Annotated in this window: 30 protein-coding genes; 16 read left to right on the top strand and 14 right to left on the bottom strand. The window is 38.5% G+C overall.

From position 1 onward, the window contains the following. Nucleotides 1-128 precede the first annotated feature (128 nt). The 4 genes from QGM71_RS08975 to QGM71_RS08990 all read left to right on the top strand — a co-directional run bounded on the left by QGM71_RS08975 (nt 129) and on the right by QGM71_RS08990 (nt 1,974). Nucleotides 129-962, top strand: coding sequence for a Cof-type HAD-IIB family hydrolase (locus QGM71_RS08975; RefSeq protein ID WP_327607201.1), 834 nt, complete (start codon nt 129-131; stop codon nt 960-962). Between the two features lie 146 nt (nt 963-1,108). Further along, nucleotides 1,109-1,258 carry a hypothetical protein gene (locus tag QGM71_RS08980; protein WP_327607202.1) on the top strand — a complete coding sequence of 50 codons (150 nt, stop codon included), beginning with the start codon at nt 1,109-1,111 and terminating at the stop codon, nt 1,256-1,258. Continuing rightward, nucleotides 1,259-1,528 carry a DUF3813 family protein gene (locus QGM71_RS08985; protein WP_327607203.1) on the top strand — a complete coding sequence of 90 codons (270 nt, stop codon included), beginning with the start codon at nt 1,259-1,261 and terminating at the stop codon, nt 1,526-1,528. 182 nt (nt 1,529-1,710) lie between these two features. Next, nucleotides 1,711-1,974, top strand: a complete 264-nt coding sequence (locus QGM71_RS08990) for a NifU N-terminal domain-containing protein (protein ID WP_327607204.1) — start codon at nt 1,711-1,713, stop codon at nt 1,972-1,974. A 79-nt stretch (nt 1,975-2,053) separates the two neighbouring features. On the opposite strand, the gene QGM71_RS08995 is transcribed toward QGM71_RS08990, so the two are convergent. Both QGM71_RS08995 and QGM71_RS09000 read right to left on the bottom strand, forming a co-directional pair. After that, nucleotides 2,054-2,512, bottom strand: a complete 459-nt coding sequence (locus QGM71_RS08995; protein WP_327607205.1) for a hypothetical protein — start codon at nt 2,510-2,512, stop codon at nt 2,054-2,056. Between the two features lie 16 nt (nt 2,513-2,528). Then, a complete protein-coding gene (locus QGM71_RS09000; RefSeq protein WP_327607206.1) occupies nt 2,529-3,371 on the bottom strand; it encodes a YitT family protein in 843 nt (280 codons plus the stop codon). A gap of 164 nt (nt 3,372-3,535) precedes the next feature. Here QGM71_RS09000 and QGM71_RS09005 point away from each other — a divergent pair, with 164 nt between their 5' ends. From QGM71_RS09005 to QGM71_RS09025, 5 genes are all read left to right on the top strand, one after another. Further along, nucleotides 3,536-4,396 (top strand): DegV family protein, encoded by an 861-nt coding sequence (locus tag QGM71_RS09005; RefSeq protein ID WP_327607207.1) that lies wholly within the window; start codon nt 3,536-3,538, stop codon nt 4,394-4,396. Between the two features lie 906 nt (nt 4,397-5,302). Further along, nucleotides 5,303-7,516: a beta-propeller domain-containing protein gene (locus QGM71_RS09010; RefSeq protein WP_327607208.1), complete on the top strand. Its 2,214-nt coding sequence runs from the start codon at nt 5,303-5,305 to the stop codon at nt 7,514-7,516. 368 nt (nt 7,517-7,884) lie between these two features. Then, complete coding sequence (locus QGM71_RS09015) at nt 7,885-9,102, top strand: hypothetical protein (RefSeq protein ID WP_327607209.1); 1,218 nt, start codon at nt 7,885-7,887, stop codon at nt 9,100-9,102. A 69-nt stretch (nt 9,103-9,171) separates the two neighbouring features. After that, nucleotides 9,172-9,357 carry a YppF family protein gene (gene yppF, locus QGM71_RS09020; protein ID WP_327607210.1) on the top strand — a complete coding sequence of 62 codons (186 nt, stop codon included), beginning with the start codon at nt 9,172-9,174 and terminating at the stop codon, nt 9,355-9,357. A gap of 103 nt (nt 9,358-9,460) precedes the next feature. Then, complete coding sequence (locus QGM71_RS09025) at nt 9,461-10,333, top strand: SDR family oxidoreductase (RefSeq protein ID WP_327607211.1); 873 nt, start codon at nt 9,461-9,463, stop codon at nt 10,331-10,333. A 228-nt stretch (nt 10,334-10,561) separates the two neighbouring features. On the opposite strand, the gene QGM71_RS09030 is transcribed toward QGM71_RS09025, so the two are convergent. Then, entirely contained in the window at nt 10,562-12,055 is a 1,494-nt protein-coding gene (locus tag QGM71_RS09030) for an alpha-amylase family glycosyl hydrolase (RefSeq protein ID WP_327607212.1), read from the bottom strand. Nucleotides 12,056-12,260: 205 nt separating this feature from the next. Further along, nucleotides 12,261-12,623, bottom strand: coding sequence for a YisL family protein (locus QGM71_RS09035; RefSeq protein ID WP_327607213.1), 363 nt, complete (start codon nt 12,621-12,623; stop codon nt 12,261-12,263). A 161-nt stretch (nt 12,624-12,784) separates the two neighbouring features. On the opposite strand from QGM71_RS09035, the gene QGM71_RS09040 reads away from it, so the two are divergent. Beyond that, a complete protein-coding gene (locus QGM71_RS09040; RefSeq protein WP_327607214.1) occupies nt 12,785-13,981 on the top strand; it encodes an ornithine--oxo-acid transaminase in 1,197 nt (398 codons plus the stop codon). 174 nt (nt 13,982-14,155) lie between these two features. Here the strand turns inward: QGM71_RS09040 and QGM71_RS09045 are convergent, their stop codons facing one another. The 8 genes from QGM71_RS09045 to QGM71_RS09080 all read right to left on the bottom strand — a co-directional run bounded on the left by QGM71_RS09045 (nt 14,156) and on the right by QGM71_RS09080 (nt 22,143). Then, nucleotides 14,156-15,886 (bottom strand): CocE/NonD family hydrolase, encoded by a 1,731-nt coding sequence (locus QGM71_RS09045; RefSeq protein ID WP_327607215.1) that lies wholly within the window; start codon nt 15,884-15,886, stop codon nt 14,156-14,158. 109 nt (nt 15,887-15,995) lie between these two features. Beyond that, a complete protein-coding gene (locus QGM71_RS09050; RefSeq protein WP_327607216.1) occupies nt 15,996-16,859 on the bottom strand; it encodes a glycine betaine ABC transporter substrate-binding protein in 864 nt (287 codons plus the stop codon). A gap of 29 nt (nt 16,860-16,888) precedes the next feature. Next, the gene (locus tag QGM71_RS09055) at nt 16,889-17,719 is read right to left on the bottom strand and encodes an ABC transporter permease (protein ID WP_327607217.1); all 831 of its coding nucleotides are present in this window, start codon (nt 17,717-17,719) and stop codon (nt 16,889-16,891) included. Continuing rightward, nucleotides 17,716-18,918 (bottom strand): quaternary amine ABC transporter ATP-binding protein, encoded by a 1,203-nt coding sequence (locus tag QGM71_RS09060; RefSeq protein WP_327607218.1) that lies wholly within the window; start codon nt 18,916-18,918, stop codon nt 17,716-17,718. Before QGM71_RS09060 ends, QGM71_RS09055 begins: the two co-directional genes overlap by 4 nt. 67 nt (nt 18,919-18,985) lie before the next feature. Beyond that, on the bottom strand, nt 18,986-19,456 hold the full coding sequence (locus tag QGM71_RS09065) for a thioesterase family protein (protein WP_327607219.1): 471 nt from the start codon (nt 19,454-19,456) through the stop codon (nt 18,986-18,988). Between the two features lie 32 nt (nt 19,457-19,488). After that, on the bottom strand, nt 19,489-20,424 hold the full coding sequence (locus QGM71_RS09070; protein WP_407703014.1) for a 3-hydroxyacyl-CoA dehydrogenase NAD-binding domain-containing protein: 936 nt from the start codon (nt 20,422-20,424) through the stop codon (nt 19,489-19,491). An 8-nt stretch (nt 20,425-20,432) separates the two neighbouring features. Next, entirely contained in the window at nt 20,433-21,326 is an 894-nt protein-coding gene (locus QGM71_RS09075; RefSeq protein WP_327607221.1) for a BKACE family enzyme, read from the bottom strand. 280 nt (nt 21,327-21,606) lie between these two features. After that, on the bottom strand, nt 21,607-22,143 hold the full coding sequence (locus QGM71_RS09080; protein WP_327607222.1) for a TetR/AcrR family transcriptional regulator: 537 nt from the start codon (nt 22,141-22,143) through the stop codon (nt 21,607-21,609). A gap of 356 nt (nt 22,144-22,499) precedes the next feature. Here QGM71_RS09080 and QGM71_RS09085 point away from each other — a divergent pair, with 356 nt between their 5' ends. The 6 genes from QGM71_RS09085 to QGM71_RS09110 all read left to right on the top strand — a co-directional run bounded on the left by QGM71_RS09085 (nt 22,500) and on the right by QGM71_RS09110 (nt 24,433). Continuing rightward, the gene (locus QGM71_RS09085) at nt 22,500-22,712 is read left to right on the top strand and encodes a spore germination protein (protein ID WP_327607223.1); all 213 of its coding nucleotides are present in this window, start codon (nt 22,500-22,502) and stop codon (nt 22,710-22,712) included. Nucleotides 22,713-22,729: 17 nt separating this feature from the next. Next, the gene (locus QGM71_RS09090) at nt 22,730-22,933 is read left to right on the top strand and encodes a spore germination protein GerPB (RefSeq protein WP_327607224.1); all 204 of its coding nucleotides are present in this window, start codon (nt 22,730-22,732) and stop codon (nt 22,931-22,933) included. 78 nt (nt 22,934-23,011) lie between these two features. Beyond that, a complete protein-coding gene (gene gerPC, locus QGM71_RS09095) occupies nt 23,012-23,596 on the top strand; it encodes a spore germination protein GerPC (protein WP_327607225.1) in 585 nt (194 codons plus the stop codon). Beyond that, entirely contained in the window at nt 23,593-23,769 is a 177-nt protein-coding gene (locus tag QGM71_RS09100) for a spore gernimation protein GerPD (RefSeq protein ID WP_327607226.1), read from the top strand. Before gerPC ends, QGM71_RS09100 begins: the two co-directional genes overlap by 4 nt. A 12-nt stretch (nt 23,770-23,781) precedes the next feature. Then, complete coding sequence (locus tag QGM71_RS09105; protein ID WP_327607227.1) at nt 23,782-24,150, top strand: spore germination protein GerPE; 369 nt, start codon at nt 23,782-23,784, stop codon at nt 24,148-24,150. Between the two features lie 64 nt (nt 24,151-24,214). Further along, the gene (locus QGM71_RS09110) at nt 24,215-24,433 is read left to right on the top strand and encodes a spore germination protein (protein WP_327607228.1); all 219 of its coding nucleotides are present in this window, start codon (nt 24,215-24,217) and stop codon (nt 24,431-24,433) included. Nucleotides 24,434-24,485: 52 nt separating this feature from the next. On the opposite strand, the gene QGM71_RS09115 is transcribed toward QGM71_RS09110, so the two are convergent. Then, nucleotides 24,486-25,043: a hypothetical protein gene (locus QGM71_RS09115; protein WP_327607229.1), complete on the bottom strand. Its 558-nt coding sequence runs from the start codon at nt 25,041-25,043 to the stop codon at nt 24,486-24,488. A 2-nt stretch (nt 25,044-25,045) separates the two neighbouring features. Beyond that, on the bottom strand, nt 25,046-25,678 hold the full coding sequence (locus QGM71_RS09120; RefSeq protein ID WP_327607230.1) for an SCO family protein: 633 nt from the start codon (nt 25,676-25,678) through the stop codon (nt 25,046-25,048). Between the last annotated feature and the right edge of the window lie 96 nt (nt 25,679-25,774).

Consider the following 25,774-nt stretch of genomic DNA (forward strand, 5'->3'; position numbering starts at 1 on the left):
CCTTACGTCATTTATTAGTTAATTTACATTTTAGTAGTTAGTTTAGTCCTATTGCAACCTTTGTTAACTTACTATCACTTTACATATTATTCTATCCCTTATAGACTATTGTAGATGAGGTGAAAATTATGGAAACGAAAAAACATTTAATTGCTCTTGACCTAGATGGAACATTATTAACAGATAAGAAAGAAATCAGTCCGCGTACGAAGCAGATTGTATTAAAAGCAATGCAGGAGGGTCATGTTGTTGTAATCGCAACAGGAAGACCGCATCGAGCAAGTATTAATTATTATCATAACCTTGGTTTAAATACACCAATGGTCAACTTTAATGGCGCACTTATCCACCATCCAAGAGATAATAAATGGGATGCGCTTCATAATCCGATGCCAATTAGAACTGCACATAAAATTGTTGATGCCTGCTATGAATTGGATGTTCACAATATCTTAGCTGAAGTTATGGATGATGTATATCTTGACCAATATGATGAAAGAATAATCGATATCTTTCAATCAACACAAAATGATCCACCATTTAAAATTGGAAATATAAAAAATCAATTAAAAGATGATCCAACATCTGTATTAATACATCCCCGCGAGGACCATATCCAGCAATTACGAAGTCATTTAAATGATTATCATGCGGAGCTTATAGAGCATCGTAAATGGGGTGCTCCCTGGAATATTATCGAAATTGTTAAAAAGGGCATGAACAAAGCAGTTGGATTACAAAAAATTGCCTATTATTTTAATATACCTGAGGACCGTATCATTGCATTTGGTGATGAGGATAATGATTTGGAAATGATTGACTATGCAGGTGTAGGTGTAGCTATGGGTAATGCGATTGATGAGTTAAAATCGATTGCAAAGCATGTTACTCATACGAATGAAGAAGACGGTGTCGGTATTTTTCTTGAAAATTACTTAAAAATTAAGACGAAGACAACTTAATTCCGATATTTACCTCCTATATAAATTTAGGTATAAGCAATACTAGTAGTGAACGCATATTCAAGCGTTCACTTTTTTATTCACTTCCAGTATGAAAAACCATTTGCAATTACATGCGAATGAATTTTTTCTTAGGGGGTTTCATCGTGGGAAAACGCAGTAAGTCAAAGCGATTTAGTCAACAGAGCGCTGATTCTGTAAAAAAACATGATGAGCGATTTCCTTATCGTTCACGTTTCACGGATGCTGAACGGAAACAAGAGGAAGCAGATAAACACACAGTAGGAGGGTTTTAATTGGAGAATAACCTATTTCAACAGGCTAGAAATGCTGTCAATAATTTGTTGAACCGACAAGGCAACCAAAATCAAGGGCAGAACCAAAACCAGAATGCAACCATGAATGCAAATCAGCAAACGAACAGTATGTACGCTGAAGCAAACCAAGCAGACCAACAGGCAGCACAAAATGCGATACAGGCAGCATATAATGAAGCTTCTCCTGAAGAAAAGCAAGAGCTACAGCAGTTGGAAAACCAATTGAGGCAGCATAATCAGATACAGTAATTAGATACTTGCATGTGTAATTACCACTTCATTATTTTTAATGAAACGGATTTACTATAAAGTTAAGTACCCCCCATTTTATATGGGGGCTTTCTTTTTACCCGCTAGTTCAGTGCTTAATTTCTTTTTTAATATACCTAATTCTGATAAGATGTAGATAAGTATGATTAGGAGGGAATAATATGGCAGTTCGAGCTGAGGCAACACCAAATCCAAACGCATTAAAGTTTACAACGGATAAAGTGATTTTCCAAGGTACCAACAGTATCTCTGTTATGCCTGGAGATACTAGTGAGCATGACATTTTAAATGACCTGATGAAAGTTGAAGGTGTGGACAACGTCTTTGGTTATCAAAATTTTATTACTGTAAATAAACAATTCGACGCAGAGTGGGATGACGTATCTCCCAAGGTTCAGGAATTGTTCGAAAAACACGGGTATTAAGCGTAAAAGCGCAGGCCCTGTATTCAGTATGTAAATACATAAACAGGAGATCAGTACTTAATCTGACCTCCTGTTTTTTTTAGAACATAGTAGCTAAATCCACTGGAATGTAATTCGGATTAACAACCTTGCCATTATTATTTTTCCCATATAATGTAGCAATAAAAGTATCAGCACTTTCGGATGCTTCGACTGGGAGGGTCATCTTTATTTCGAATGTACTCCAGACCGAGCTTCCTTCCTCCAAAGTCACTTTTTCCTCTTCTATGAGAAGATCTTCCTCTAGTTCCAAAGTATAATAAATTGCACCTTCCGTAGCATTTGCTTCTCCAGTCATTATAACTTGATTACCGTCTACATTCACTTCCACATTTCTAAAGTTTACGGATGCTGTCTCTTCTGCTTCCGCACTTTCCTCGCTTTCAGTATTCGCTTCGCTTGCTGAGTCGGTTTCGGTTTCGGTTTCAGTTTCATTTTGATTATTAGTACAAGCAGATAATAGCAGTACCATTAATAATAGTAATATATTATGTTTCACATTTATTCTCCTTTTGTTAATCTCGTCTGAAGAACCCGAAAATACCAGTTGTTTGCACAATATTTGTAAAGGCATTGGGGTCTATTTCGTTTATTATTCTTTCCAGATCATATAATTCATACCGTGTAATAACAAGATACATCATATTTTTGTCTGACTTTGTGTACGCGCCCTTAGCTGGAATAATTGTAATTCCGCGTACCATCGTTTTGTGAATTTCCTGCTGTAATTCTTCCGCCTTGTGGGTAATAATCATTGCCGTAACCTTTTCATGTCGAGTATGAAGCGCATCAATAACACGAGTGGTTACATATAACGTTAATAATGTATACAATGCATTTTCAGGTTGGTATAAAAGGCCTGCCATTGCTATAATTATTGAGTTTAACATCATAAAGTAAGTTCCAATTGGCTTATCCTTCATTCGGGATAATACCATAGCTACAATGTCCATCCCTCCTGTAGAGGCCCCTACTTTCAATGTCAGCCCAACACCGATACCACCTAAGACACCACCGAATACAGCATTTAATATAATGTCCTGGGATAATTCAACTACTGGTAATAATTCAAGAAAAACAGTTGTAAACATGACGGAAATAACACTGTAAACAGTAAAACCCTTTCCTACTTTATACCACCCCAGAATAGCAACAGGTATGTTAAATAACAGGAGTAATATACCTGTACTCACACCAACCCCAACAAAATCATTGAACACACTGGATACCAACTGTGCTGCCCCTGTAAAACCGCTGGCATAAACATTCGCACCAATTAGGAAGAAGTTCAGTGAGATTGCATTTAATATAGCACCAAATATTACGACAATAATTCGTTTTGCTTCAAATATAAACATGATTACCTACCACCTCTCAACGAAAAAAAGAGACCTTCATTCAATTGATTTCGCTATTACTTTTATACTTTTTGAAATATTACCAAACTATACTTTGACTATCCTTCTTTCTAGCATTAAACTAGAAGGAATACAAGTATTTGAAAAGGAATGAAGGTGAAATGATGAATGTAAAGATTCTTACCGACTCTGCAAGTGATTTGTCAAAGGAACATTATAACGAATATGACATTGAATTGGTACCATTAACTGTTCACTTAGACGAAAAGGAATATGAAGATGCAGTTACAATTAACCCCAAGACGATCTATGACGCGATGAGAGAAGGAAAAAGTCCTAAGACATCTCAAGTATCTCAACAATCGTTTAAGACTATTTTTACATCTTATGCTAAAGAAAATCAACCTTTAGTATACTTAGCTCTATCTTCCGAGTTGTCAGGCACTTATCAAGCAGCAAAAATCATGCAGCAGGAAGTAATTGATGAATACCCGGACGCACCAATTCATGTCATTGATACAAAGTGTGCTTCTCTTGGGTATGGTCTGATTGTCTTACAGATAGCTAAACTTGCAAAGGAAGGCGCATCCTTAGAAGAAATTATCGAATCTGCTACATACCAGACCCAGCACATGGAACACATCTTTACTGTAGATGACTTGGAATACCTCTACCGTGGTGGCCGCGTAAGTAAAACAGCCGCCTTCGTTGGTTCCCTGCTAAAAATCAAACCCATTCTTCACGTCGAAGGTGGAAAACTAATTCCTCTCGAGAAGATCCGAGGATCCAAAAAACTATTTAATCGGATGCTGGAATTAATGGATGAACGCGGGACTGATTTTAAGAACCAAACGATAGGAATTAGTCATGGCGACGATGTTGAAAGAGCCGAACAACTGGCTTCCATGATCAAAGAAAGATTTGGTGTTCAGGAAATTGTCATTGAAATGGTAGGCTCAGCAATTGGTTCCCATTCAGGTCCAGGAACAATCGCACTCTTTTTCTTAGATAAACCTCATAACTAAGTATGATACTGATTCATAAGAGGATTCTTGTGAATCAGTTTTTTTATTATTTAAACTGTTTTCCATAAGAATGAAACTGTACCCGCACTTGCAATTTCGATACAAAAGCATAACTGTATTTCACTGAAGCATTTTGTTGTTAACAGCGGCATGACGACGTAGTGAAAATTCTCTTTAGTGATACTTTTTCTCTTTCTAAAGAAGGTTGAGTGGTTGGATTCGCTTCGGCAGAATACTTCGCTTTCCATGGGCACTTCCTCAGCCTCCTCAGAAGCAAAGAACGCGTATCCGGGGTCTTCGGACACGTGCTGTTCCCATAGGATAAGGAATGCTTCAGTGAAATTTCCTTGCACGAAGAAAATCGCTTTATATTTTCGAGGAGTCTACGTATTCTGCCTGCGCTGATAAAGGTTTTCTGATTTTCTAGCTGTGGAAATGCAAGACGCCTCAAAAATACATCCGCATTCTATTCGTGTGATGTAATACGGCCGAAGCTTTACTGCGGGTCTTCAGTTGATGCTTTTCGCAGGAGTCGACTGTCCGCAGCGAAAATCAACAATCACAAATAGCGCGTATTTATTCACTAAATCAATGGATAAATATTATAACAAGCAAAACACCAGCGGAGGAAAAACACGAAGACTCCCGCGGGAAAAGCGAGGCTAGCAAGACCCCACAGAACGAAACGACAGTGAAGTTCGAGGAGGCTTGCAGACCGCCCGTGGAAAGCGTAGTGTATTTTCCGTAGTGGCAGCTAACGGGTCTATTCCAGATTTACGTCGTATTTAATAGAAATAATGAAAATCTAAGAAATGAATTATTTATTACATTTATGTAACAAATCTCATCTCTTGTTCGACTATAGATTAAAGGAAAAATTTTCTTATAAGAAACTGAGGTGTTCGTATGAAAAAGAAATTAGCCCTGATTAGTGTAATTAGCATTATTGGTTTAACTACATTAGGCTTCATGCTATTATCCAACACAACTACCGCCGAGATTCCATCTGCATCAAGTTATGCACCCACCTTCAAAGATTGGACTATTCACTTCTCAGAAGAAATGGATCCAGATACATTTACAAATAAGACTGTATCTGTAACTGATGCAAAAAATGAGCATCTATCTGCTTCCTTTGAGTGGAATGATTCAAACACCATTTTAACAGTAAAGCCTCCAGAAAACGGTTATACAATTGATCAAACCTATCTGATAACTATTTCTCGTGACGTACAGACAGTTAGTGGAAAGAAATTATCCGATTCTTTCAAACACACATTTACTGCAGTAGCATCGGGGCTACCTGGAATTAAGGACGAAAATCAGCTTATGACGCTTTTAAAAGAACGAGCTGAGAGGGCTCGAAGTCAGCTGTTTTCAGCCGAGATGACAACAATGGAAATGAGTGACGAATCCAGCGACATGGGCGCAGATGGTGAACAAGCATCTGCCTCTGAAACGAATGTTCAAGTTAATGGAATTGATGAAGGGGACATCATAAAAAATGATGGCAGTTTCATTTACTTTGCGCGCGACACAGATATCGTCATTGCTACTAGTGATAAAGATAAAAGTAAAGTAGTTAGTAAAATTGATGAAAAAGATTTTCACCCCATCGAGCTATACATCCATGATGATTATTTAGTAAGCATAGGACATACGTACCAATCTATACGTGAAAAGCCAACTAAGGAAGATGAATTTGCAGAAACAACTATTTACCCAAATCATCATAACCAAACGACTGCATTTTTCTATAACATATCCGATAGGAGCAACCCTCAGAAGATCAGGGAAGTAACCATTGAGGGCTCTTTTACAGCCTCAAGAAAATCGGATGATTATATCTATCTGGTGGCAAATGAACAGCCCCCCTTTCACATTATGGAAGAAATGGATGTAGATATGGAAGCTAGACCGTTTGTAAAAGACACTGCTGTAAGTGACACGGGTGCACCTGTAAGTTTTGATAGAATGTACTTTTTCCCTGAGAGTGATGACAGCAGCTTTATGCTGTTAACCTCTATAAACCTGAATAAGCTCGATGAAGAAGCAAAAACAGAATCTTATTTAGGCGCTTCTAACCAGTTGTATATGTCAGAGGACCATATTTACCTTGCTGTAAACAAGTACGATGACGAAAAAACAAATACAGATGGTGAAGCGGACATCATGATCGCAAGAACTGCATCTTATACTGAAATAACCCAATTTAGTATTGATAATGGCTTGATCACATATCAAGCATCCACTGAAGTTGATGGCACGTTAATCAATCAGTTTGCAATGGATGAACGAAATAATGTATTTCGAGTAGCTACAACAAAAGGCAATATGTGGCAGGACGATGAACCGTCTACCAACAATTTATTTACATTTGATATGGATTTAAATCCATTGGGATCTGTAGAAGGACTTGCAGAGGGTGAGCGAATTTATAGTATACGCTTCATGGAAGACGTCGCTTATATGGTTACCTTCAAACAAGTTGATCCTTTATTCGTTATTGATTTAAAAGACGCAAGTAATCCTGTAGTACTGGGTGAATTAAAAATTCCAGGTTTCAGTAATTATTTGCACCCATTGGACGATACACATGTTATCGGGTTTGGGCAAGATACAAAGTTGATTGAAAATGCACAAGGAACTGAACCCCAAGTACTGATGAATGGCTTAAAAATATCTCTATTCGATGTAAGTGATCCTGCAAATCCCATGGAGAAATACAGTGAAACGATCGGTCAGGGTGGCTCATACAGCGAACTGAATCATAACCATAAATCACTTTATAAGCATCCGGATGAAAATTTATTTGGATTCCCTGCTACGCTTTATGAAACAAAAACCGTCCAGAGAGAAGATATTACCTACCAGGAGGAAAAGTTTCTTTATGAGGGTGCATTACTTTACGAAATAACGCCTGAGGATGGGATTAAAATAAAGGACACCATAACCCATCAGAGTGAGGGTAGCGAGTACCCAGAGTGGGATTCTCAAATTAAACGGATAGTATCTGTCGATGATACACTTTATACCTTCTCTAATAACCAATTTAAAGTGTATACTATCAAGGACAAAAATATAATGAAGACAATACCTCTGCCTGAACTAATTTATTAGCTGAAAGAGGCTGGGACATAACTAAATGGGAAGAACGAGAATCCGAACAATCGGAACTTAGCGTAGGCAAAATACGCAGACTCCTGTGGGAACAGCACGAGCTGAAGATCCACTGTGTGAAGTGCTCTTCTTCACACAGTTAGCTGAAGCCGTGCCCACGGAAAGCGAAGTATTTTGCCGAAGCGGTACATTTGCTCAGGCGTTAATGTTCGGATTTTCCTGAATAATCCCTCTCTTGTCCCAACCTCTTTCTTTTGTTCTTATTTTAGTCATATCATTCTTATATTTTATTGACAGTTTTGTAAAAGCATTGATCTTGCTGCCTATTCCAATTATATTTATAGAAGGGTTTGTCAGGAGGATTCATTATGCCTAAGGTCTTCATTCATTTTACTTTCTTTTTCTTTGTACTTACAGCTGTTTCCGGAGTGTGGATGCGAGCAATTCCCTTTTTTTCTAGCAGTACGCTTCCTTATACAAACATATTACATGCTCACTCGCATATAGCTATATTGGGATGGACTTTTACAGGGGTTTTTATTGTTTTTCTTACTATTTTGTGGCCAACGATTAAACAACCTCGACAAGCTGTTGTTCTTCTTATCAGCTTATTTATAACGTCATTCCTTATGTTTATAGCTTTTTTATATCAGGGTTATGGCATTTATTCAATTATCTTGTCTGTCGTACACATTTTTGTGGAATACTGGACAGCGGTTTTTATTTATCGTGAAAGCAAAGCACAGCGGTTCCTTCCATCAACAGTATTCCTATTTATAAAAGGCTCGTTACTTACACTGGTCATTTCATCGATAGGCCCTTTTTCCCTTGGATATATTTCTGCAGCAGGGCTTAATGAATCTTATATTTCGGATATGGCCATCTACTTTTATTTGCATTTCCAATATAACGGTTGGTTGTATTTAATTTTGATCGGACTATTTTTACTGATTTTGCATTCAAAAAAGATCCCTGTAAACCAACGGTTACTTACATTCGGCTTCTGGCTATATTTTATTTCTTTATTTCCCGGGTATTTTCTATCAATCTTATGGGTTGATAACGGAGGTATCTACAACTTTCTTGCTACGGCTGGGAGTATTGGACAGTGGGTAGCAATTTTATGTACCCTACTGGCATTTACAGGTTCAAGGAGACACGTTAGAAAAAGCTTTTCCACCCTGACTATCGTCTTACTCAGTATCACCTTCAGTTTACTATTTGCCAAGAGCACTATGGAATTAGGGCTAATTTCACCGACACTGGCTTCACTTATATATGACACGAGAAGTATTATAATCGGCTATTTACATTTTACGCTCTTGGGTTTTGTCAGTATTTTCATACTGGCACAATACCAAATGGTTCACTTACTTACTGTTAACACCTACACAATATATGGTTTCGCCTTGTTTCTAACTGGTTTTGTCCTGAACGAATTATTTTTATTTAGTCATGGATTAATGCAATGGCTGAGGCTGCAGCCGATTACTTTCCACACACAGGGACTCTTTGCATCCAGCTTATTATTATTAACCGGCATCACCCTCCTCTGGATTTCTCGTTGTTTTAATAAAAATTCTTGAATGTAATAGAAAGTCTCCTCATACATTTTTAATAGGGACTGTACTAATAAATGGACGGAGGAGAAATACATGCTGATTGACGAATTAATTACTGTTTATAAATTGGAACGAAAACAAGCGCCTAAGACGATGAACGATTTACTCGATCTTTTTCAAAAAAAGTACATTACAGGAGAAATTGATATTAACTATTACCGAAAGATTTATTATTTTTTAAATGAAGAAGGTGCTACTTCCGCCTATGAATTCATCTGACAAAAAGTCCTGTACTAGGGCTTTTTTTGATTTTTTAAATGATTGAAACAGGTTAAATCGGGAAAGATGGATAGTAACTGATTTCAATGAAGGAGGATTCAGTATGGGAATGAATAAAAAAAATGGTAAGCTAACACCGCCAGAGCAGCATCAGGACAAGCAGCCAGGAATCGAGTCTAAAATGCATCCGGAACCAGAATATATACGGAAAAATTATCAAGGAAGCAATAAATTAAAAGGAAAAGTTGCTTTAATTACTGGTGGTGACAGCGGGATTGGTCGAGCAGTCAGTGTCCACTTCGCCAGGGAAGGTGCTGATGTTGTCATTCTATACTTGGATGAACATGAGGATGCGAAAGAAACAAAAAACTTGGTAGAACTAGAAGGGCAGCAATGCATAACAATCAGTGGCGATATTGGCAATCATTCGTTCTGTGAAGCAGCAGTTACAGAGACACTTGATAAATTTAAAAAGATTGATATTCTAGTTAATAATGCTGCCGAGCAGCATCCACAGGACAGCTTACTGGATATAACCAGCGAGCAATTTGAGAAAACGTTCCGCACAAATATTCAAGGAACATTTAATATGACAAAGGCAACACTACCTAATTTAAAAGAAGGCAGTACCATTATAAATACTTCATCAATTACAGCTTATCAAGGCAGTGAGGATCTTATTGATTATTCTGCTACAAAAGGTGCCATCACAGCGATGACTCGTTCATTAGCAGGAAACCTGGCTGATCAGGGCATCCGCGTGAATGGTGTAGCCCCAGGACCAATTTGGACCCCTCTCATACCAGCTTCCTTCAGCAAGGAGAAGGTTGGGTCCTTTGGTGGGAACACGCCTATGAAGCGTCCTGGCCAGCCTCAGGAACTAGCCCCTGCCTACGTATATTTAGCAAGTGAAGATGCCAGTTATGTATCGGGTCAGATGATCCATGTTAATGGGGGAATTATAGTTGCCGGCTAAAAGGCTTTTATCATCGTACGCTGCCCCCGCGCACCCGCGGGTGGGTTGACATTGCTGCTCGGGAGCAGCGTTGTTAGTCGAAGGAAGTCTCGCTAGTCCCTGAGCGCTGGACGTGGCTGTTTAAGTGTTAGAATTAATTGCAGCCAAAAATTTCTTACCTTTAAAAAAGACCATTAAACCTGCCGGCTAATGGTCTTTCTCTTTCGTATTGGTAATCTCTCAAGTCTGTTATACTGATTGTTTTTTCTGTTTTCTACTTAACATAAAAATAACAATTATAAATAGTAGAAAAACCCCAGCAACAAAGCCAATAAACAGCCAGTTTAAACCGGTATCCGGCTCTATAACGAAAACTTCAGCTTTTTCACGTGCCAATCCTATCTTAAATTCCCCGCGGTCATTCTCACGAACTATGTTATCTCCCAGGTAGCCCCTTAACTGCATCCCAGAATCAATTCCAGTAACAGAAACTGCTTGAGACTCCTCATCATTATTGATTGCAATATACATCGTTTCATCTTCATAAGTTCGCTTAAATACACTCATTGCTCCACTGGAACCTACTATTTCAAAGTCTCCATAAGATAAAACTGGAAAGTTAGCACGAAGAGAGGATATTCGATTATGAAATTCTTTTAAATCCGAATCTCCACTGTTAAATTGTACAATCCGTTGCGCTTCTTCTGCATCAGCTCCATACATGGGAATTTCTGACCCCTGGAATATGGAAGGTACCCCAGGTGTTGTATACATATATGTTAACGCTAATGACCAGGTAGTTAATGCGTTACGCCCATTTTCTGCAAATGCCTGAGTAAATCGCTTCGTATACTTGTCATCCACATACAGCAATCCTCCGTATTGGTCATTATCTTCCCATGCTTCATATAAGTCTGACACAGGGTTTCCCGCTTCAGAGAAAACGTCATTCATTGACTCAAAGAGCATGTTGTTATCAATCGCCTGAATAGCTGTGTTTTCTTTTAGATGTTCCGTATCTGCATCTTTATCCAAAATGTCTCCCAGCAAATAAAAGTCCGGATCCAGCCCTTTAATATGTGTGGTAAAATTTTCAAGAAATGATTCCGATGCTTGATCAGCTGCATGCAACTTGAACCCATCTATATTAGTTTCTTCCATCCAGTAAGCAGCTGCTTCAATCAGATAGTCTTCTACTTCCTCGTTGTCTTGATTTAATACGACTATACCGTCTGCCCAATCGGCAGTTAAATCATTGCTCTCTGAAAACCAATCGCTCTTTTCAGGATCGGTAACCAAGGGATGACTAGCTGAAACATAATTTATTACAAATTCAAGTACTATCTTCATGTCTCTTTTATGCGCTTCCTCTACCAATGTGTTGAGATCTTCCATCGTACCAAATTGCTCCTCTAATTCGAATAAGTCTTCTATCCAATAACCATGATAGCCATCCGGTGCATTTTCCATGATTGGAGAAAGAGTCAGTGTAGTGGAACCTAGCTCGTCAAATGTATCTAATTTTGCAATAATGCCTTGAAGATCCCCACCTTGATAAGCAGTGGGATCATCAACTCTCACCTGTTTATCAAGGCTGTAGTCACCATTATTGTAGCGATCCACTACGATGTTATAAATAATTTCCTCTTGCAGCTGTTCATCTTCTTCAGCTGCTACAACAATGGATTCTATAGTTAACGTGGCCAGCACGATCGTCACAAGCAGGAATGCCATCTTTTTCATAATTGTTCCCCCAACATTTTAATATTAGTTCTTGTTCTATTATTAACCTTCCACTAAAATAGTCAATAATAATAAGGATATTGTTGAAAATACTTCATATTTTGCCCTTGGAAACTCTTTTCGTTGACCAAGGCTGAAATCTGCAAAAAAAAATCGCCCCCAACTATAGAGGAGGCAACTTTTAACTCACAATTATTTCATTTTATTACATTGGTAAACGCCAAAAACCAAGGACTAATGTAATCACTAGAGCAATTAGGAGTTGAATCCACATGCTTTTTACTTGTTTACCTTTGCCGCCTTTAACAAGTATCATTTCCAGTGCAGCAATAACCCAAACACCTGCAAGGGCCTTAACGATCGCTTCAGGCATATAGCTGCTTAGTCCTTCAGTTGTAAAATAGTTAGTAATAAGACTTCCACCGGTGTATAAAATAAATAAGTAGTCAAGTCGTAATATCATATGAACGATCTTTGCTGGTTTAGCTTTTCCTTGTTTGTACATCATAAGAGCTACAATAAATAGAATTAATGCAAGAACCCATGCTGTAATATGCATATGCGTCATTCATGTTTCCTCCTTGTTCAATTAGCTATCAATATCATATCATACCATGAAAGGGTTAAAAAATCATATGTATCAATTCTGTACACTGTATAAGAAGTAATAATTAAACAAACCTGTTATACTTAATTTGACGTTCATTTTTTAAAATTCGGAGGGATAGTATGGTTAATAACAGCCAGGGAATTATCGACCAAACACAGGAATATGGAGCAAAGAATTATCATCCGCTCCCTGTTGTGATAGCTAAAGCTGAGGGTGTCTGGGTTGAAGATCCGGAAGGCAATCGTTATATGGATATGCTGAGTGCATATTCAGCTGTAAACCAAGGTCATCGCCACCCAAAGATTATCGATGCACTAAAAAAACAAGCAGACGCAGTTACACTAACCTCACGAGCTTTTCATAATGATCAACTGGGGCCGTGGTATGAGAAGATCTGTAAACTAACTAATAAAGAAATGGCACTGCCAATGAATACAGGAGCTGAAGCAGTTGAAACGGCTGTTAAAACAGCAAGACGCTGGGCCTATGATGTAAAGGGAGTTGCAGAAAACAAGGCAGAAATCATCGCATGCGAAGGTAACTTCCATGGTAGAACAATGACTGCTGTCTCCCTATCATCAGAAGCAGAATACAAACGCGGATTCGGACCTATGCTGCCTGGTATTAAGATTATTCCTTATGGAGACCTTGAAGCATTAAAAGCAGCTATAAACGAAAATACAGCAGGGTTTTTATTTGAACCAATTCAAGGCGAAGCAGGTATTATTATACCTCCAGAAGGTTTCTTGAAAGAAGCATATGATGTATGTAAAGAAAACAACGTTCTCTATATTGCTGATGAAATTCAAGCAGGATTAGCGCGCAGTGGTAAGATGTTCGCTTGTGACTGGGAGGATGTAACACCAGATATCCTGATCCTTGGAAAAGCATTAGGTGGCGGTGTCTTCCCAATCTCTTGTATCGTTGCAAACAGAGATATTCTTGGTGTATTCAATCCGGGCTCTCATGGCTCAACATTTGGTGGAAATCCTTTAGCTTGTGCAGTATCCACTGCTTCATTAGAAGTACTGGAAGAAGAGAAGCTTGCTGATCGTTCATTGGAACTTGGTAATTATATGATGGAAGAATTAAAAAGTATCGATAACCCCATCATTAACGAGGTTCGTGGAAAAGGGCTGTTTATCGGTGTTGAACTCACTGAAGCGGCACGTCCTTATTGTGAAGCATTAAAAGAAAAGGGCATACTTTGCAAAGAAACACATGAAAATGTCATTCGTTTTGCTCCACCTCTTGTTATTAAAAAAGAAGATCTGGAGTGGGCCCTAAACCATATTAAAGATGTATTAAAAGCCTAACTACTACCTCTCTATGTTACACATATGAAACAGCATAAATTAGCAGCCTAAATCGCATATCGATTTAGGCTTTTCTAATTCTAGTTGTAGTTTTCCTCAACCTTCTCTGCATATGACTTAGTTATTTATATTGTTATTTCATCTGCTGTTTTAGTTTGTAAAATAGACACAGAACTAATTTGGTACAATAGGAAGTAAAACATGAGACGGGTACTCTCTTTGATGATAGATTTTCTGTGTCGCCTTTACCATATCGACTGTGTCTGCCGTTGTTTTACCCGTATTCGGGTTAACATCATATCTTGGGAAGTCACTTGATGCAATTTCAATTCGTATCGAGTGCCCAGGCAGGAATACGTTACTCGTTGCCCATAAATCAATCTCATATTTAACAACTTCACCAGTTAAGCCTGGTTGTACTTCCTTGTCATATCTGTACTTCGCACGAATAATTCCATCCGTTAGATTGTAGGCTCTCCCATCTGGAAAAACATCGACCAATTTAGCTGTGAAATCCGTATCCTTTGCATCTGTGGAAGCCCATAATACAACCTTAATCCATCCAGTTACTTCTAATGGCATTACCAAAGGTTCAGTAGTATATACAAGTACATCGTCTCTTTTCTCTATCTCCTTTTGATCGTATGGACCCGCACCTCTGCCATTATAAAATAACACGCCCCCACCATTCGTCGGCACAGGGTTTTCCGGATCGTGCGTATACTGATCATGCCGCTCATCTTCAGGAGGCACAGTTGTTAAGCTGCCAGAAGATAGATCAATATTTGAGCGTCCATCACTGTGAAAATAATATGGTGTGTTTTCCGTACGCTTAAGTGGCCATTCTTTTTCCGAACGCCACTCATTGGTACCCATTACAAAAATTTTCACCGGATCTTCACTGTTTGCAGGTGATTCTTTATCCTCTTTTAACCAATGATTGAACCATTGAATGTGAAGTGAAGTAATATCATCTTTGCCATCAATCGAAGTTCCGGCACTATCTATACCAAAAGAACGTTCCCCGAGTTCAGAGTGAAACATCCCATGGCCCCATGGACCTATAATTAACTTTTGATTTGTGTTCGATTCACTCATTTGTTCATAATTTAATAATGTCTGACCAAGAAAATTATCATACCAGCCTGCAAGATGATAGGCAGGTAAGTCTATTACACCCAGATCTTTATAACTGGCATTTGAAAGTGCCTTCTTATTAAATTCCTGTTTAATATACGTGCTGTAAATCTCCCTGAGTTCCGGATGCTTCATGACAGGAGGCCATTCTTTAAATGGGGTATATGTATGCCATTGTTCAATCTTGTTTAAATCACTCTTTATTTCTTTAATCGTTTCGGCATATTCGCTTCCCTGTTTTCTCTTTAAATAATCAGGAGCTATAGAGTCCAACACCCATGTTTCTGCAGCGGCCAGTTCCATTACACCATTTTTCCCGAAAGCCTCTTTAAATATATTTCCGGTCATCGCTGGAAAGATTGCTTTTAAAGATGGAGGGCGTTCCATCATGGCGTATAATTGTGTAAAAGCATAATAGGATAAACCAAACATCCCTACCTTCCCATTAGAATAAGGTAGTCTGGCAGCCCATTCTACCGTATCAAAACCATCTTTACCTTCTTGCGCAAACGGTTCAAATTCCCCTTCAGAGGCAAAACGTCCTCTTACGTCCTGAATGATTACTGCGTATCCCTCCATAGCCAATTTTATAGGATCAATATACCGATGAGAAAAATCAGGAAGGTTCTTATTATAAGGTAATCGAGACAAAAGAATAGGGTACTTACCAGCCTCGGATGGACGGTAGACATTCGCATACAGCGTAACCCCATCCCTAACAGTGCATGGAACTTCTCTATCTATAAGTATCTGTTTAATTTCAGTCACTATTATCTTCCTTTCCTATTAACAGTTGTTCAAACGTTTGATTATTAAAAATTCCCCGTATAAAAAGATGTCTGTGCTGACAAACTGTCAACACAGACTTATCCTGTACTTATTTACCAAGCATCTCATCTACTTTATCCTGGTTATTATCAATCCAGTTTTGAGCTACTTCTTCCGGTTCCATATCTTCTTCATCAATTTGTACAATCATATCTTCCACATCATCGATCGGAATACTCCAGTTACTTAAGAATTCGTATGCATCAGGAGCATTTTCTTTTAACTCACTGTTGGTAATTACATGGACAGAAGCTGTTTCGAAGTAGCCTTGGTCCTCTTCAATAATTTTTATGTCAAACTTGTTGAACATGGTATGTGGGCGCCATCCGTAAAAGACAACTGGTTCCTCATTCTCCATTTTACGCATAGCCTGTGCAATCATTCCGCCTTCAGAAGAATTAACCTGCTTTATATCCAGTTCGTACCCTTCAATTAGGTCATCAATAATTGCTGTTACACTTGCACCGTCTTCTATACCGTACATTTCATTATCAAACAAGTCTTCTTTTCCCTTTATATCAGCAATTGAATTAATATCTTCCATATACGTTGGGACGACCCAGCCAGCATCAGCCTCCGGATAGCTTACAGCAGTATCCACAATTGAATCACCATATTTATCTAAATACGTTTCATGAACTGGAAGCCATGCATCCATAAATACATCAATATCTCCACGCGAAAGACCAATATAAGTACTTCCGGCATCAGCCTGGGTCTGTTCTACGTTATAGCCCATGTCCTGCAAAATAAGACTTGCAACTTCTGTTGGTGGTACTGTACTTGTCCATGGTGTTACACCAAATGTAATTGTTTTCCCGTTACCCTCTTCATTCGCTGAACTATCTTCACCCTGTGAACAACCAACAATTAATGTTAATAATAATATTGTAGTAAATAATATTTTTTTCATTTTAACTCTCCTCATTAGATAGTTATTTGTTATAATTTTTGACCTAAACTTTGCGTAATTCGATCCAGAATTATTGCTACAACAACAATTGCTAGACCACCGGTTAATCCAAGACCAACATTAACAGTTGAAATTCCAGTTAGCACAGAAGAACCAAGCCCAGGGGCTCCAATCATCGATGCAACCACGGCCATGGAAAGGGCTAGCATGATCGTTTGATTAATACCTGCCATAATTGTCGGGATGGCTAGGGGTAGTTGAACTTTAAATAATAATTGTCCAGAAGTACTACCAAATGCCCTCGATGCCTCAACTACTTCCCCAGGGACCTGCGTTATTCCTAATCTAGTCATTCTTACTGCCGGTGGTGTTGCAAAAACAAATGTTGCAATTACTGCTGGTACACCGCCCAGACCAAATAGTAGAATTGCTGGAATCAAGTAAACAAAAATAGGTAAGGTCTGCATGAAATCCAATACTGGTCTTACAATTTGATCTATAATTTTATTTTTTGCACTCAGAATTCCAACTGGAACTCCAATAATCACTGATATAATTGTACTAACGATAACGATTGCAACTGTTTGCATTGTCTCTACCCAAAGGTCTACAGAACCTAAGTAAATGCAACCAATCAACGTAAATAATGCGATGCCCTTTCCCGAAATTTTCCAAGCTATTAAAATTAATAAAATAGTGAAAAGCTCTGGTGGGATAGCAATAAGCAAATTCGTAACCCCATCCACGAAGGAGCGAAGTGCTAAACTGATGCTATCAAAAAAACCGCTCATTTCAGGAAGTAACCACCCATTAACAAAATTGTTTGTCCACTCTTCTAGTGGGAAATGGAAATAATTCATGTTGATATCACCTCATCTTTTTCTTTACCGAGTACTAATCCTGAAAGTATAGAAACACGTGAGATTATGCCAAGTAACTTTCCATCTTCTATAACAGTAATTGGGTATTTTGCATCAACCGCAATTCCAATTAAATCGTTTAATGGTGTCTCTTTAGTAGTTGAATGAATAGCTTCAACAATTAAAAAATCTTCCATAGGTATATCCTCTTTATATGCTCTAATAGCATCATCAATAGTTAGTAGACCTTTAAAGTTTTTTTCTTTATCCACAACAAAGATACTTGATGCACCTACTTCTTCCATCTTTCGAACGGCCACACGAGGACCATCTTTATATGTCATTAGCACTTCCGGTTTTTTCATGACATGTGATGCTTCCAGTACCTTCGAACGATCAACATCCTTAACAAAGCTAGATACATAATCATTAGCAGGGTTCTCCAGGATTTGCTCGGATGTTCCGATTTGTACAATTCTTCCATCCTTCATAATTGCAATCCGATCACCCAGTTTTAAAGCTTCATCTAAATCATGCGTTATAAATAGTACTGTTTTTCCTAGTTTATCCTGCAGCTTTAATAATTCATCCTGCATTTCTTTTCGAATAATTGGATCTAATGCACTGAATGCTTCATCCATTAATAGAATATCTGTATCATTCGTAAGGGCACGTGCTATACCTACACGCTGCTGCATCCCTCCACTTAACTGATCTGGATAGCTGTCCTCATATCCTTTCAGCCCAACATCATCAATGGTTTGCATTGCTTTTTCTTCTCTTTCTTCTTTACTTACACCTTGAATCTCCAGTCCGTAAGCAACGTTTTTCAGTACAGATCTATGAGGTAATAGACCAAACTTTTGAAAAACCATTCCAAGCTTCTTACGTCTAGTTTCAATCAAGGCTGCTTTATTCATTTTAGTAATGTCTTCACCGTCAATTAAAACTTCCCCGGCTGTTGGCTCAATCAATCGATTAACTAATCGGATTAATGTAGATTTTCCACTACCGGACAACCCCATGATTACGAAAGTCTCTCCTTTTTCAACGGAAAAAGATGCCTGATTTACCCCAACAGTCATTCCTGTCTTTTTATGAATATCATCCTTTTCTTCTCCGTTTTTTAAACGTTTAAGTCCCTGCTGAGGATGAGATCCAAAGATCTTCGTCAGATTTTTCACTTCAATCTTATTCATCAACATTCCTCTATTCTAATAGATTTATTATCTAAGCTCCGCCTGCCTGTTCGCGACGGGTCAATATTTATCTCTTGATTCCAATTCGTCTTCCTGCTTGTGCTGGAGTCTCTAACTGCTTGTGTTCGTTCCAGATTTTTTCAATGATTTCTGTAACCGGCTTCGGAAAAGCAGCAGGTCTGCCCTGTTTTGTATCCATTCCCATTAGCATCTGTTCACTTGTTGCGATTACATCGTGGTTCGCATTTTTCATTGTAAAGAATACGTGCAGGCGTTTCGCATCAACATCCATCAGTTGTAAATCTACTAACAGCTGTTCGTCCTTGTGAGCCTCTTGCAAATAGCTTAAATGTGTTTCCAGTGTGAAAATTGTATAGGAATAATGATTACGTGCCTCTGCATCCAAACCGATAAACTCGATTAACCTATCCGCAGCCAGACTGAATACTTTTGCATACGCTGCGTCGTTCATATGTCCGTTATAATCAACCCAATCGCTTTGTACATGATCTTGATATAGAAACGGCTGATCTGCCATTTGCCGCGCCTCCTCGATGGTGATTTTTTTCATTATACGTTTGATTCAGGCCAGTAGTCTTCAACCAAATCAAGTAATTTAACTAAAAATTCATTTCGTTTACTTTCCAATTCAGAAATAGTTACATCTCCAGCATGACTCTCACAGCCTTCGATTACCTTTTCTTTTAACTCATCTGTTAATTCAGGAGCCTCAAGCTTCGTCCATGGAAGCTTAAGTGCTGGTCCAAATTGCTCAAGCATGTGACGCATGCCTTGTTCACCACCTGCTAGATGGAACGTTAAGAATGGTCCCATTTGTGCCCAGCGTAAGCCAGCACCATATATAATTGCTGCATCAATTTCTTCTGTGGTTGCTACCCCATCATTAACTAGGTGCAATGCTTCACGCCATAATGCTTCCATTAAGCGGTCTGCAACATGTCCCTCAATTTCCTTATTTATAACTAATGGTTTCATCTGAACAGATTTATAATAAGACTTCGCTTGTTCTATTATTTGAGCAGTCGTTGCTTCTCCACCAACCAGTTCAACAAGAGGCAAAATATAAACAGGATTAAATGGATGTGCCACAATCACACGCCCAGGGTATTGCAGACCCTCTTGTAACGTAGTAGCCATAATCCCAGATGTACTGGAACCAATGATTGCGTCAGGCTTTGCATATTGATCAATGCTTGTTAATACACTTTTCTTAACATCTACACGTTCCGGCACATTCTCTTGAATCAAATCAGCATCTTGAACAGCCTCTTCGATTGTTGAAACAAACGTTAAACGGTCCATCGATGCATCTGCAGCAAGACCTAATTTTTCTAATGAGGACCAGACGCTTTTAACGACCTGACGTGTTTTTTCTTCTGCTCCTTCAGCCGGATCGAAAGCAATTACGTCACATCCCTGTCCCAGGAATCGAGCAATCCAACCATTACCAATAACACCGGTTCCAATAACTGCCACTTTTTTCATTTCATTCATTATTTTTTACCTCCGTTGGGATTTCTTAGCCCAAACTGTTGTCTAGCTTCCTCAGGTGTCATAACTTCTAAGTCGTTGCCCCACAGCATTTGAACTGCTTTGTCAACAAGTTGGTCGTTACGAGCAAATACACCTTTTGATAAATATAGATTATCTTCTAATCCTACGCGGACATTCCCACCTAACATTGCTGTTTGAGCTACAATTGGCATCTGCATTCTTCCAATACCGAATGCAGACCAGTGGGCATTCTCTGGCAAACGATCTCTCATGTAGATCATAGTTTCCACATCCGCTTCTGCTCCCCAAGGGATACCTAGACAGAATTGAAACATTGGGTTATCATCAATTAATCCTTCAGCATAAAGCTGTTTAGCAAACCGAAGATGGCCTGTATCAAAGCATTCCAATTCAGGTTTTACACCGCTCCGCTGGATTAACTTCGCTTGTTCTCTCAACCAATCGGTAGGGCTCATGTAAATTGTATTGCCAAAATTAACTGATCCACAGTCGAGCGTACACATTTCCGGAAGCAATTCACCTACTGGTTTATGCCGTTCTTCTGGTGTTTGAATATCTGTTCCATCTCCACCGGCAGCTGGTGTATTTAAACTCGGTATAAAATCGCCACCGCCTCCAGCAGTAATGTTGATAACAACATCTGTTTCTGACTCGCGAATACGATCAACAATCTCGCGGTAATGATCAACATTGTGACTGATTCCTCCTGTTTGAGGATCACGCGCATGGATGTGAGCTACTGTTGCTCCAGCCTTTGCTGACTCAATTGCTGATTCTGCAATTTCTTTTGGGGTCACTGGGACATGAGTACTTTTTGCTGTTGTATCTCCTGCTCCTGTTACCGCTGCTGTTAACAAAATCTTCTTTGCCATTACATATCCTTCCTTTCACTTTTTACTAAGTATTTGTATGTTGCATTTAGTGTACCAACCAGACGGTCTTTTTATTTACGTTTAAAACTATACCATCCGGACGGTTATGTTTGCAAGGTGAAATAGTCATTGCGAGCGTTTTCAATGATGGTTTTTGCCATAAATAAATGTACAGCATAGTTGTAGTATCAACAGTTATTACTTTTTTACAAAAGTAAATTAAAAAATTAAAAAAACATCATCCATTTCAGATGATGTTTAACAGAATTCCATTATTAAATTACTCATTAGCCCATGCTTTTAGTTTTTCATATACAAGGTCTTTTTTATCTTGTTCTATATGGTAAATATCAAATAACTCCGATAACCAAATTCCATCAGTTGCTAATCGAATAATAGTTGCTTTTACCGGATCAATTCCATCGTTTTCGATCTCATTTTGCCAAAAAGTATACAGATCACGAATAGGGTCCAGTAACTTAGCATTGACTGCCTTGGCAGCAAGTAAGCCTGAGTTCATATCCTTATAATGGTAAGTCTGATTAAATGTCACATCAACGTAAGCACGAACCCATTTCCCTTTCTCAACAGGGTCAGCCTGAGCATTATCAGCTATTTTATCTCGGTAATTATTTGTTAAATGTTCAACCATGCCCTCGACCAGAGCCTCTTTCGATGGATAGTGATAGAGCAGTCCGCCTTTGCTTATACCTGCTTCGACCGCCACAGCGGCTAAGGTTAAATTGAAAATACCTCTCTCACTAACAATCTTTGATGCAGCATGAAGAATATCAACTTTCCTTGAATTTCTGCCCATTCCAATCTCCTCTTTTACAAAATTATATAGTTTTCACTATACCACCTGGACGGTTTACATTCAAATCAATTTACAATTAATATGACTTTTCTTACACTCTAAGATCTCTTCAAAGTTCCTATTCCTAGCGCTGGATTTTTCTCAATTTTATTTTTCATGCGTTTCCTTAGTTATCTAATTTCAGCCCTTTTATCTGTCCCCATGGTGCAATTATCAACTCCTACTGCCCATAGGAGTGGGCTTTCTCGTTCGGAATATCTGTAATAACCCACTGTACTATATAAAAATCATTTTATCCTGCTGAATTTTTCAACAAATTATTAAATCTACATAAACTAATGTGAGGAGGGGTCAGGATGCCGGCGAAAGTGGGTGCAGTTAAAGTTATTACAGTATCATCATCAAGCATTTTTAATATTGGTGATGTGTATACAATGAATCCGGTAAGTTCCGCGAAAACATATGCTGGCGGTGGCTCATTCAACACAGGGGATGGAATTCGGGTAGACCTTACCAAATCAAGTACGAATGTTTATGACTCAGATCAACTTGATCAAACTATATCCTAGTATTGGAGCTGAGAAACTTGAACATCACGGTGCATCAAACAATAAGCATTTATATGATAAAAATCGGGGTCATATCCAATTCATCTATTTTACAGATTGGCAGTGCTGGAAACATGCAGGCACAATCCGATATTTATAACACGGGAGAGTTTACGGAACCAATTCCACCAGTAGAGCCCCTCGGTACTGTTGTCCCACTCGTTCCTTTAGCGCCGCAGTGAATAAACAAGCACAACCTAATTGACTGTGCATAAAATGTTATAGGCATCTGTCTATACTTGGCAAGGGGGTTTATTCACGTGAACGGTAATGATTGGACTACTTACATGTATAACCTGCATCAGTATATGGAAAAACAAGATAAAATCATAAAACTACTTGAAACTAAAATAGAACAAATTGAAAAAGACTTGCAGAACAAACAAAATAATAATATTGAAAAAATTGAATATAAATTTGACCAATTAAAAATAGAACATTTGGACGGTACGCTTCACATCGGTTTATCCCCTAATGATTTAGCTAATATAGACGGATTGGGCGTTAACCAACATACCCAGCCCAGCTATCCACCACCTCTCAAGCAATCACTGGTTTCTGAGTTGGGCACCTATCTGCAGGAGAGCGGCCCATCTCTAATACAAGATTTAGCCCTGCAGTACAACACTTCATTCGATGAAGCTTATCAGTCTATTCTGCTGGATGATATTCAGAAACAGCTTCCGCAGCGTATAGCCTTTTATGAACAAGAGTCTGTCAAAACTAATCGGAACAGAAACGCTGAACAACTTCGACAGTATATAACAAAAGAAATCAAAAATGAAATTTATCAGTCGTTACTGACATATATGCAAACAAATGAGCAAAAAGGAGAAGAAGAATGAATATAGAAGTTCACAATTGGGGATTGAATGTAGGTACGATCAGAGTGGATAATGCTACTTCCTCGTCTGTAGTATTAATTGGAGATAATGAAGAAATTATGCTATCTTCCTTTTTCGACACTCCACCTGAATCAGTCACGTATGGGGAAATTGTTCCACTAGCTCCTTTATAGGAGGGATCGTCTATGCAAAAGCGTACAGCTGCAGTAAATAATATTACGGCAAATTCAATTGGATTCAGTTCCATTTTTAATATTGGTGACACAGCTGCCACGAATCAAAAATCAAGAGCTATTGCTGTCCAACAACAAGGAGCGGTCTTCCACAAGGCAGAGGAACCGCAGTTTGATGATTATTCACTATTCAAAAGGCGAGCCAATTGGCCTAAACAAGCCAGTAGGGCTACTTCTGCGACCTTTCACCATTCTGATGTCATTCATGTCAATCAAGTGTCTCTTATCGGTGTAAGTAGTTCTTCTGTGCTACAGGTTGGTAGTATCAATAAAATTGTTACTGAATCGAGAATAAAGCATTTCCGGAAATTTCGTGCTTGAATATACACCTTTACTCCAACTCGCTCATATGCTGTTTTATGATATTATTTTTTGAGGTGTTTCTATGCCAGCGATTGTAGGACCAATCAAGATTAACAATGTTGGAGGAGGAGTTATTAACTTTGGAGACTCCTTTTATCTATCTCCAAAAAGCAATGAGAAAACAAATACTGGTTCGGGATCAATCAATACAGGGGATTTCATTTGTACAAATAACGGTATGAGTTTAACGAGCCCTTTTGATCCAGATGTCGCGGATCAGAATTTAGCTGGAAATGTTTAGTATCTTTTCATAACAGCAAAGAGATAACCTGGACCTGGGTTATCTCTTTGTTTTATTCATATTCTGACGGATCATAAAACAGAAGTTGGATGAAATAGGCAAGGACACAGGCACCAACTATAACAAAGCTCCACCCAAGTGCTCTTTGTTCAACGATCAGATAGTTATTACAAAGCTGTTCTGGCGAGGCAATATACAGCCACCCCATCACAATGGAAGAAAGAATTAAATAAATATAAATGCTATACTTGCCTCTATTATCAAGTTTCCTCCAGCTATCTCTTAGCGAAATTCCGGCTAAAAATGGCAAACTTATAAATTTAAATATTTCTATGGATTGAAGGGTTAACGCCTCATCCATTGTTCTCGGTAGCATCCAGTATGTCCAGATAATAATGAATAACAGTAGCCCAGGAACCCCGTTACTGTTCCATTTCTCAAAAAAAGCTGGAAATTTTATTTGAAAGAACTTTGCCATAAGCATGCCGGCTATAACTAAAAGCGGCATTTGCATATGCATATGAATAGCCATGACTGATTCCATTAATGTTGCCACAGGAGGGAGTATCAGGAATATATACAACGCTAAACCATACATTGCTTGCTTCATGTTTATTCCCCCTCGTTATTTTCCAGGATGGATATTACCTTATCAGCTGCTTCATCAGTCTCCGTATAATCCATGACATCAATTAATTTACCTTCTGGATTAACTAAATAGAATGCAGAATTATGCATGAAATTGCCATTCTCATCTGGGATAACAATTACTCCGAATTCATCAAGTAAATTATCTAATTCATTCTGATCAGGAATTCTTGCCATTCTCCAGGTTTCCCCGTCACTTTCAAAGTAGCTTCTGTATTTATCTAATGTTTCCGGATCATCCCGAGTCGGATCAAAGCTAATACTCATAAAAACAATGTCTTCCCCTATATAGTCATCCGGAACTTGACCGTAAACTTCACCTAAATTAACCTCTAATTGAAGACAGACATCTGTACAAGCTGTATAGATAAATGTCAGCATTACATATTTGCCTTCAAATTCAGAAAAAGAATACGTTCTTTCTTGACTATCTTCAAGCACTACATCAGGGAATTCCGGTTTCTCCTCTATCAATTTAATTGTCCTGGCACTTTCTGCTGTATAAGCACTGAATCCATCTGTACCTACATAGAACAGCAGACTGCCAAACAGTATAACAAGTATTATTGCTATGTTGTTATGCTGGTTTTTGATCATATAGATCACGTCCTTGATCTGATTTGTGTTCGACCAGTGATCAATGAAGTTCAAAGAGATAGTCTGAAAATCAGAGACTATCTCTCTATAGTGTTG

Source organism: Virgibacillus tibetensis (assembly GCF_036026595.1).
Classification (GTDB): domain Bacteria; phylum Bacillota; class Bacilli; order Bacillales; family Amphibacillaceae; genus Virgibacillus_P; species Virgibacillus_P tibetensis.

Excerpts from the sequence above, each read along its gene's own strand:
- QGM71_RS08975 (WP_327607201.1), top strand. The coding sequence starts at position 129 with ATGGAAACGAAAAAACATTTAATTGCTCTTGACCTAGATGGAACATTA.
- QGM71_RS08990 (WP_327607204.1), top strand. The coding sequence starts at position 1,711 with ATGGCAGTTCGAGCTGAGGCAACACCAAATCCAAACGCATTAAAGTTT.
- QGM71_RS09000 (WP_327607206.1), bottom strand. The coding sequence starts at position 3,371 with ATGTTTATATTTGAAGCAAAACGAATTATTGTCGTAATATTTGGTGCT.
- QGM71_RS09005 (WP_327607207.1), top strand. The coding sequence starts at position 3,536 with ATGAATGTAAAGATTCTTACCGACTCTGCAAGTGATTTGTCAAAGGAA.
- QGM71_RS09010 (WP_327607208.1), top strand. The coding sequence starts at position 5,303 with ATGAAAAAGAAATTAGCCCTGATTAGTGTAATTAGCATTATTGGTTTA.
- QGM71_RS09015 (WP_327607209.1), top strand. The coding sequence starts at position 7,885 with ATGCCTAAGGTCTTCATTCATTTTACTTTCTTTTTCTTTGTACTTACA.
- yppF (WP_327607210.1), top strand. The coding sequence starts at position 9,172 with ATGCTGATTGACGAATTAATTACTGTTTATAAATTGGAACGAAAACAA.
- QGM71_RS09025 (WP_327607211.1), top strand. The coding sequence starts at position 9,461 with ATGGGAATGAATAAAAAAAATGGTAAGCTAACACCGCCAGAGCAGCAT.
- QGM71_RS09030 (WP_327607212.1), bottom strand. The coding sequence starts at position 12,055 with ATGAAAAAGATGGCATTCCTGCTTGTGACGATCGTGCTGGCCACGTTA.
- QGM71_RS09035 (WP_327607213.1), bottom strand. The coding sequence starts at position 12,623 with ATGACGCATATGCATATTACAGCATGGGTTCTTGCATTAATTCTATTT.
- QGM71_RS09040 (WP_327607214.1), top strand. The coding sequence starts at position 12,785 with ATGGTTAATAACAGCCAGGGAATTATCGACCAAACACAGGAATATGGA.
- QGM71_RS09050 (WP_327607216.1), bottom strand. The coding sequence starts at position 16,859 with ATGAAAAAAATATTATTTACTACAATATTATTATTAACATTAATTGTT.
- QGM71_RS09055 (WP_327607217.1), bottom strand. The coding sequence starts at position 17,719 with ATGAATTATTTCCATTTCCCACTAGAAGAGTGGACAAACAATTTTGTT.
- QGM71_RS09060 (WP_327607218.1), bottom strand. The coding sequence starts at position 18,918 with ATGAATAAGATTGAAGTGAAAAATCTGACGAAGATCTTTGGATCTCAT.
- QGM71_RS09065 (WP_327607219.1), bottom strand. The coding sequence starts at position 19,456 with ATGGCAGATCAGCCGTTTCTATATCAAGATCATGTACAAAGCGATTGG.
- QGM71_RS09070 (WP_407703014.1), bottom strand. The coding sequence starts at position 20,424 with ATGAAAAAAGTGGCAGTTATTGGAACCGGTGTTATTGGTAATGGTTGG.
- QGM71_RS09075 (WP_327607221.1), bottom strand. The coding sequence starts at position 21,326 with ATGGCAAAGAAGATTTTGTTAACAGCAGCGGTAACAGGAGCAGGAGAT.
- QGM71_RS09080 (WP_327607222.1), bottom strand. The coding sequence starts at position 22,143 with ATGGGCAGAAATTCAAGGAAAGTTGATATTCTTCATGCTGCATCAAAG.
- QGM71_RS09085 (WP_327607223.1), top strand. The coding sequence starts at position 22,500 with ATGCCGGCGAAAGTGGGTGCAGTTAAAGTTATTACAGTATCATCATCA.
- QGM71_RS09100 (WP_327607226.1), top strand. The coding sequence starts at position 23,593 with ATGAATATAGAAGTTCACAATTGGGGATTGAATGTAGGTACGATCAGA.
- QGM71_RS09105 (WP_327607227.1), top strand. The coding sequence starts at position 23,782 with ATGCAAAAGCGTACAGCTGCAGTAAATAATATTACGGCAAATTCAATT.
- QGM71_RS09110 (WP_327607228.1), top strand. The coding sequence starts at position 24,215 with ATGCCAGCGATTGTAGGACCAATCAAGATTAACAATGTTGGAGGAGGA.
- QGM71_RS09115 (WP_327607229.1), bottom strand. The coding sequence starts at position 25,043 with ATGAAGCAAGCAATGTATGGTTTAGCGTTGTATATATTCCTGATACTC.
- QGM71_RS09120 (WP_327607230.1), bottom strand. The coding sequence starts at position 25,678 with ATGATCAAAAACCAGCATAACAACATAGCAATAATACTTGTTATACTG.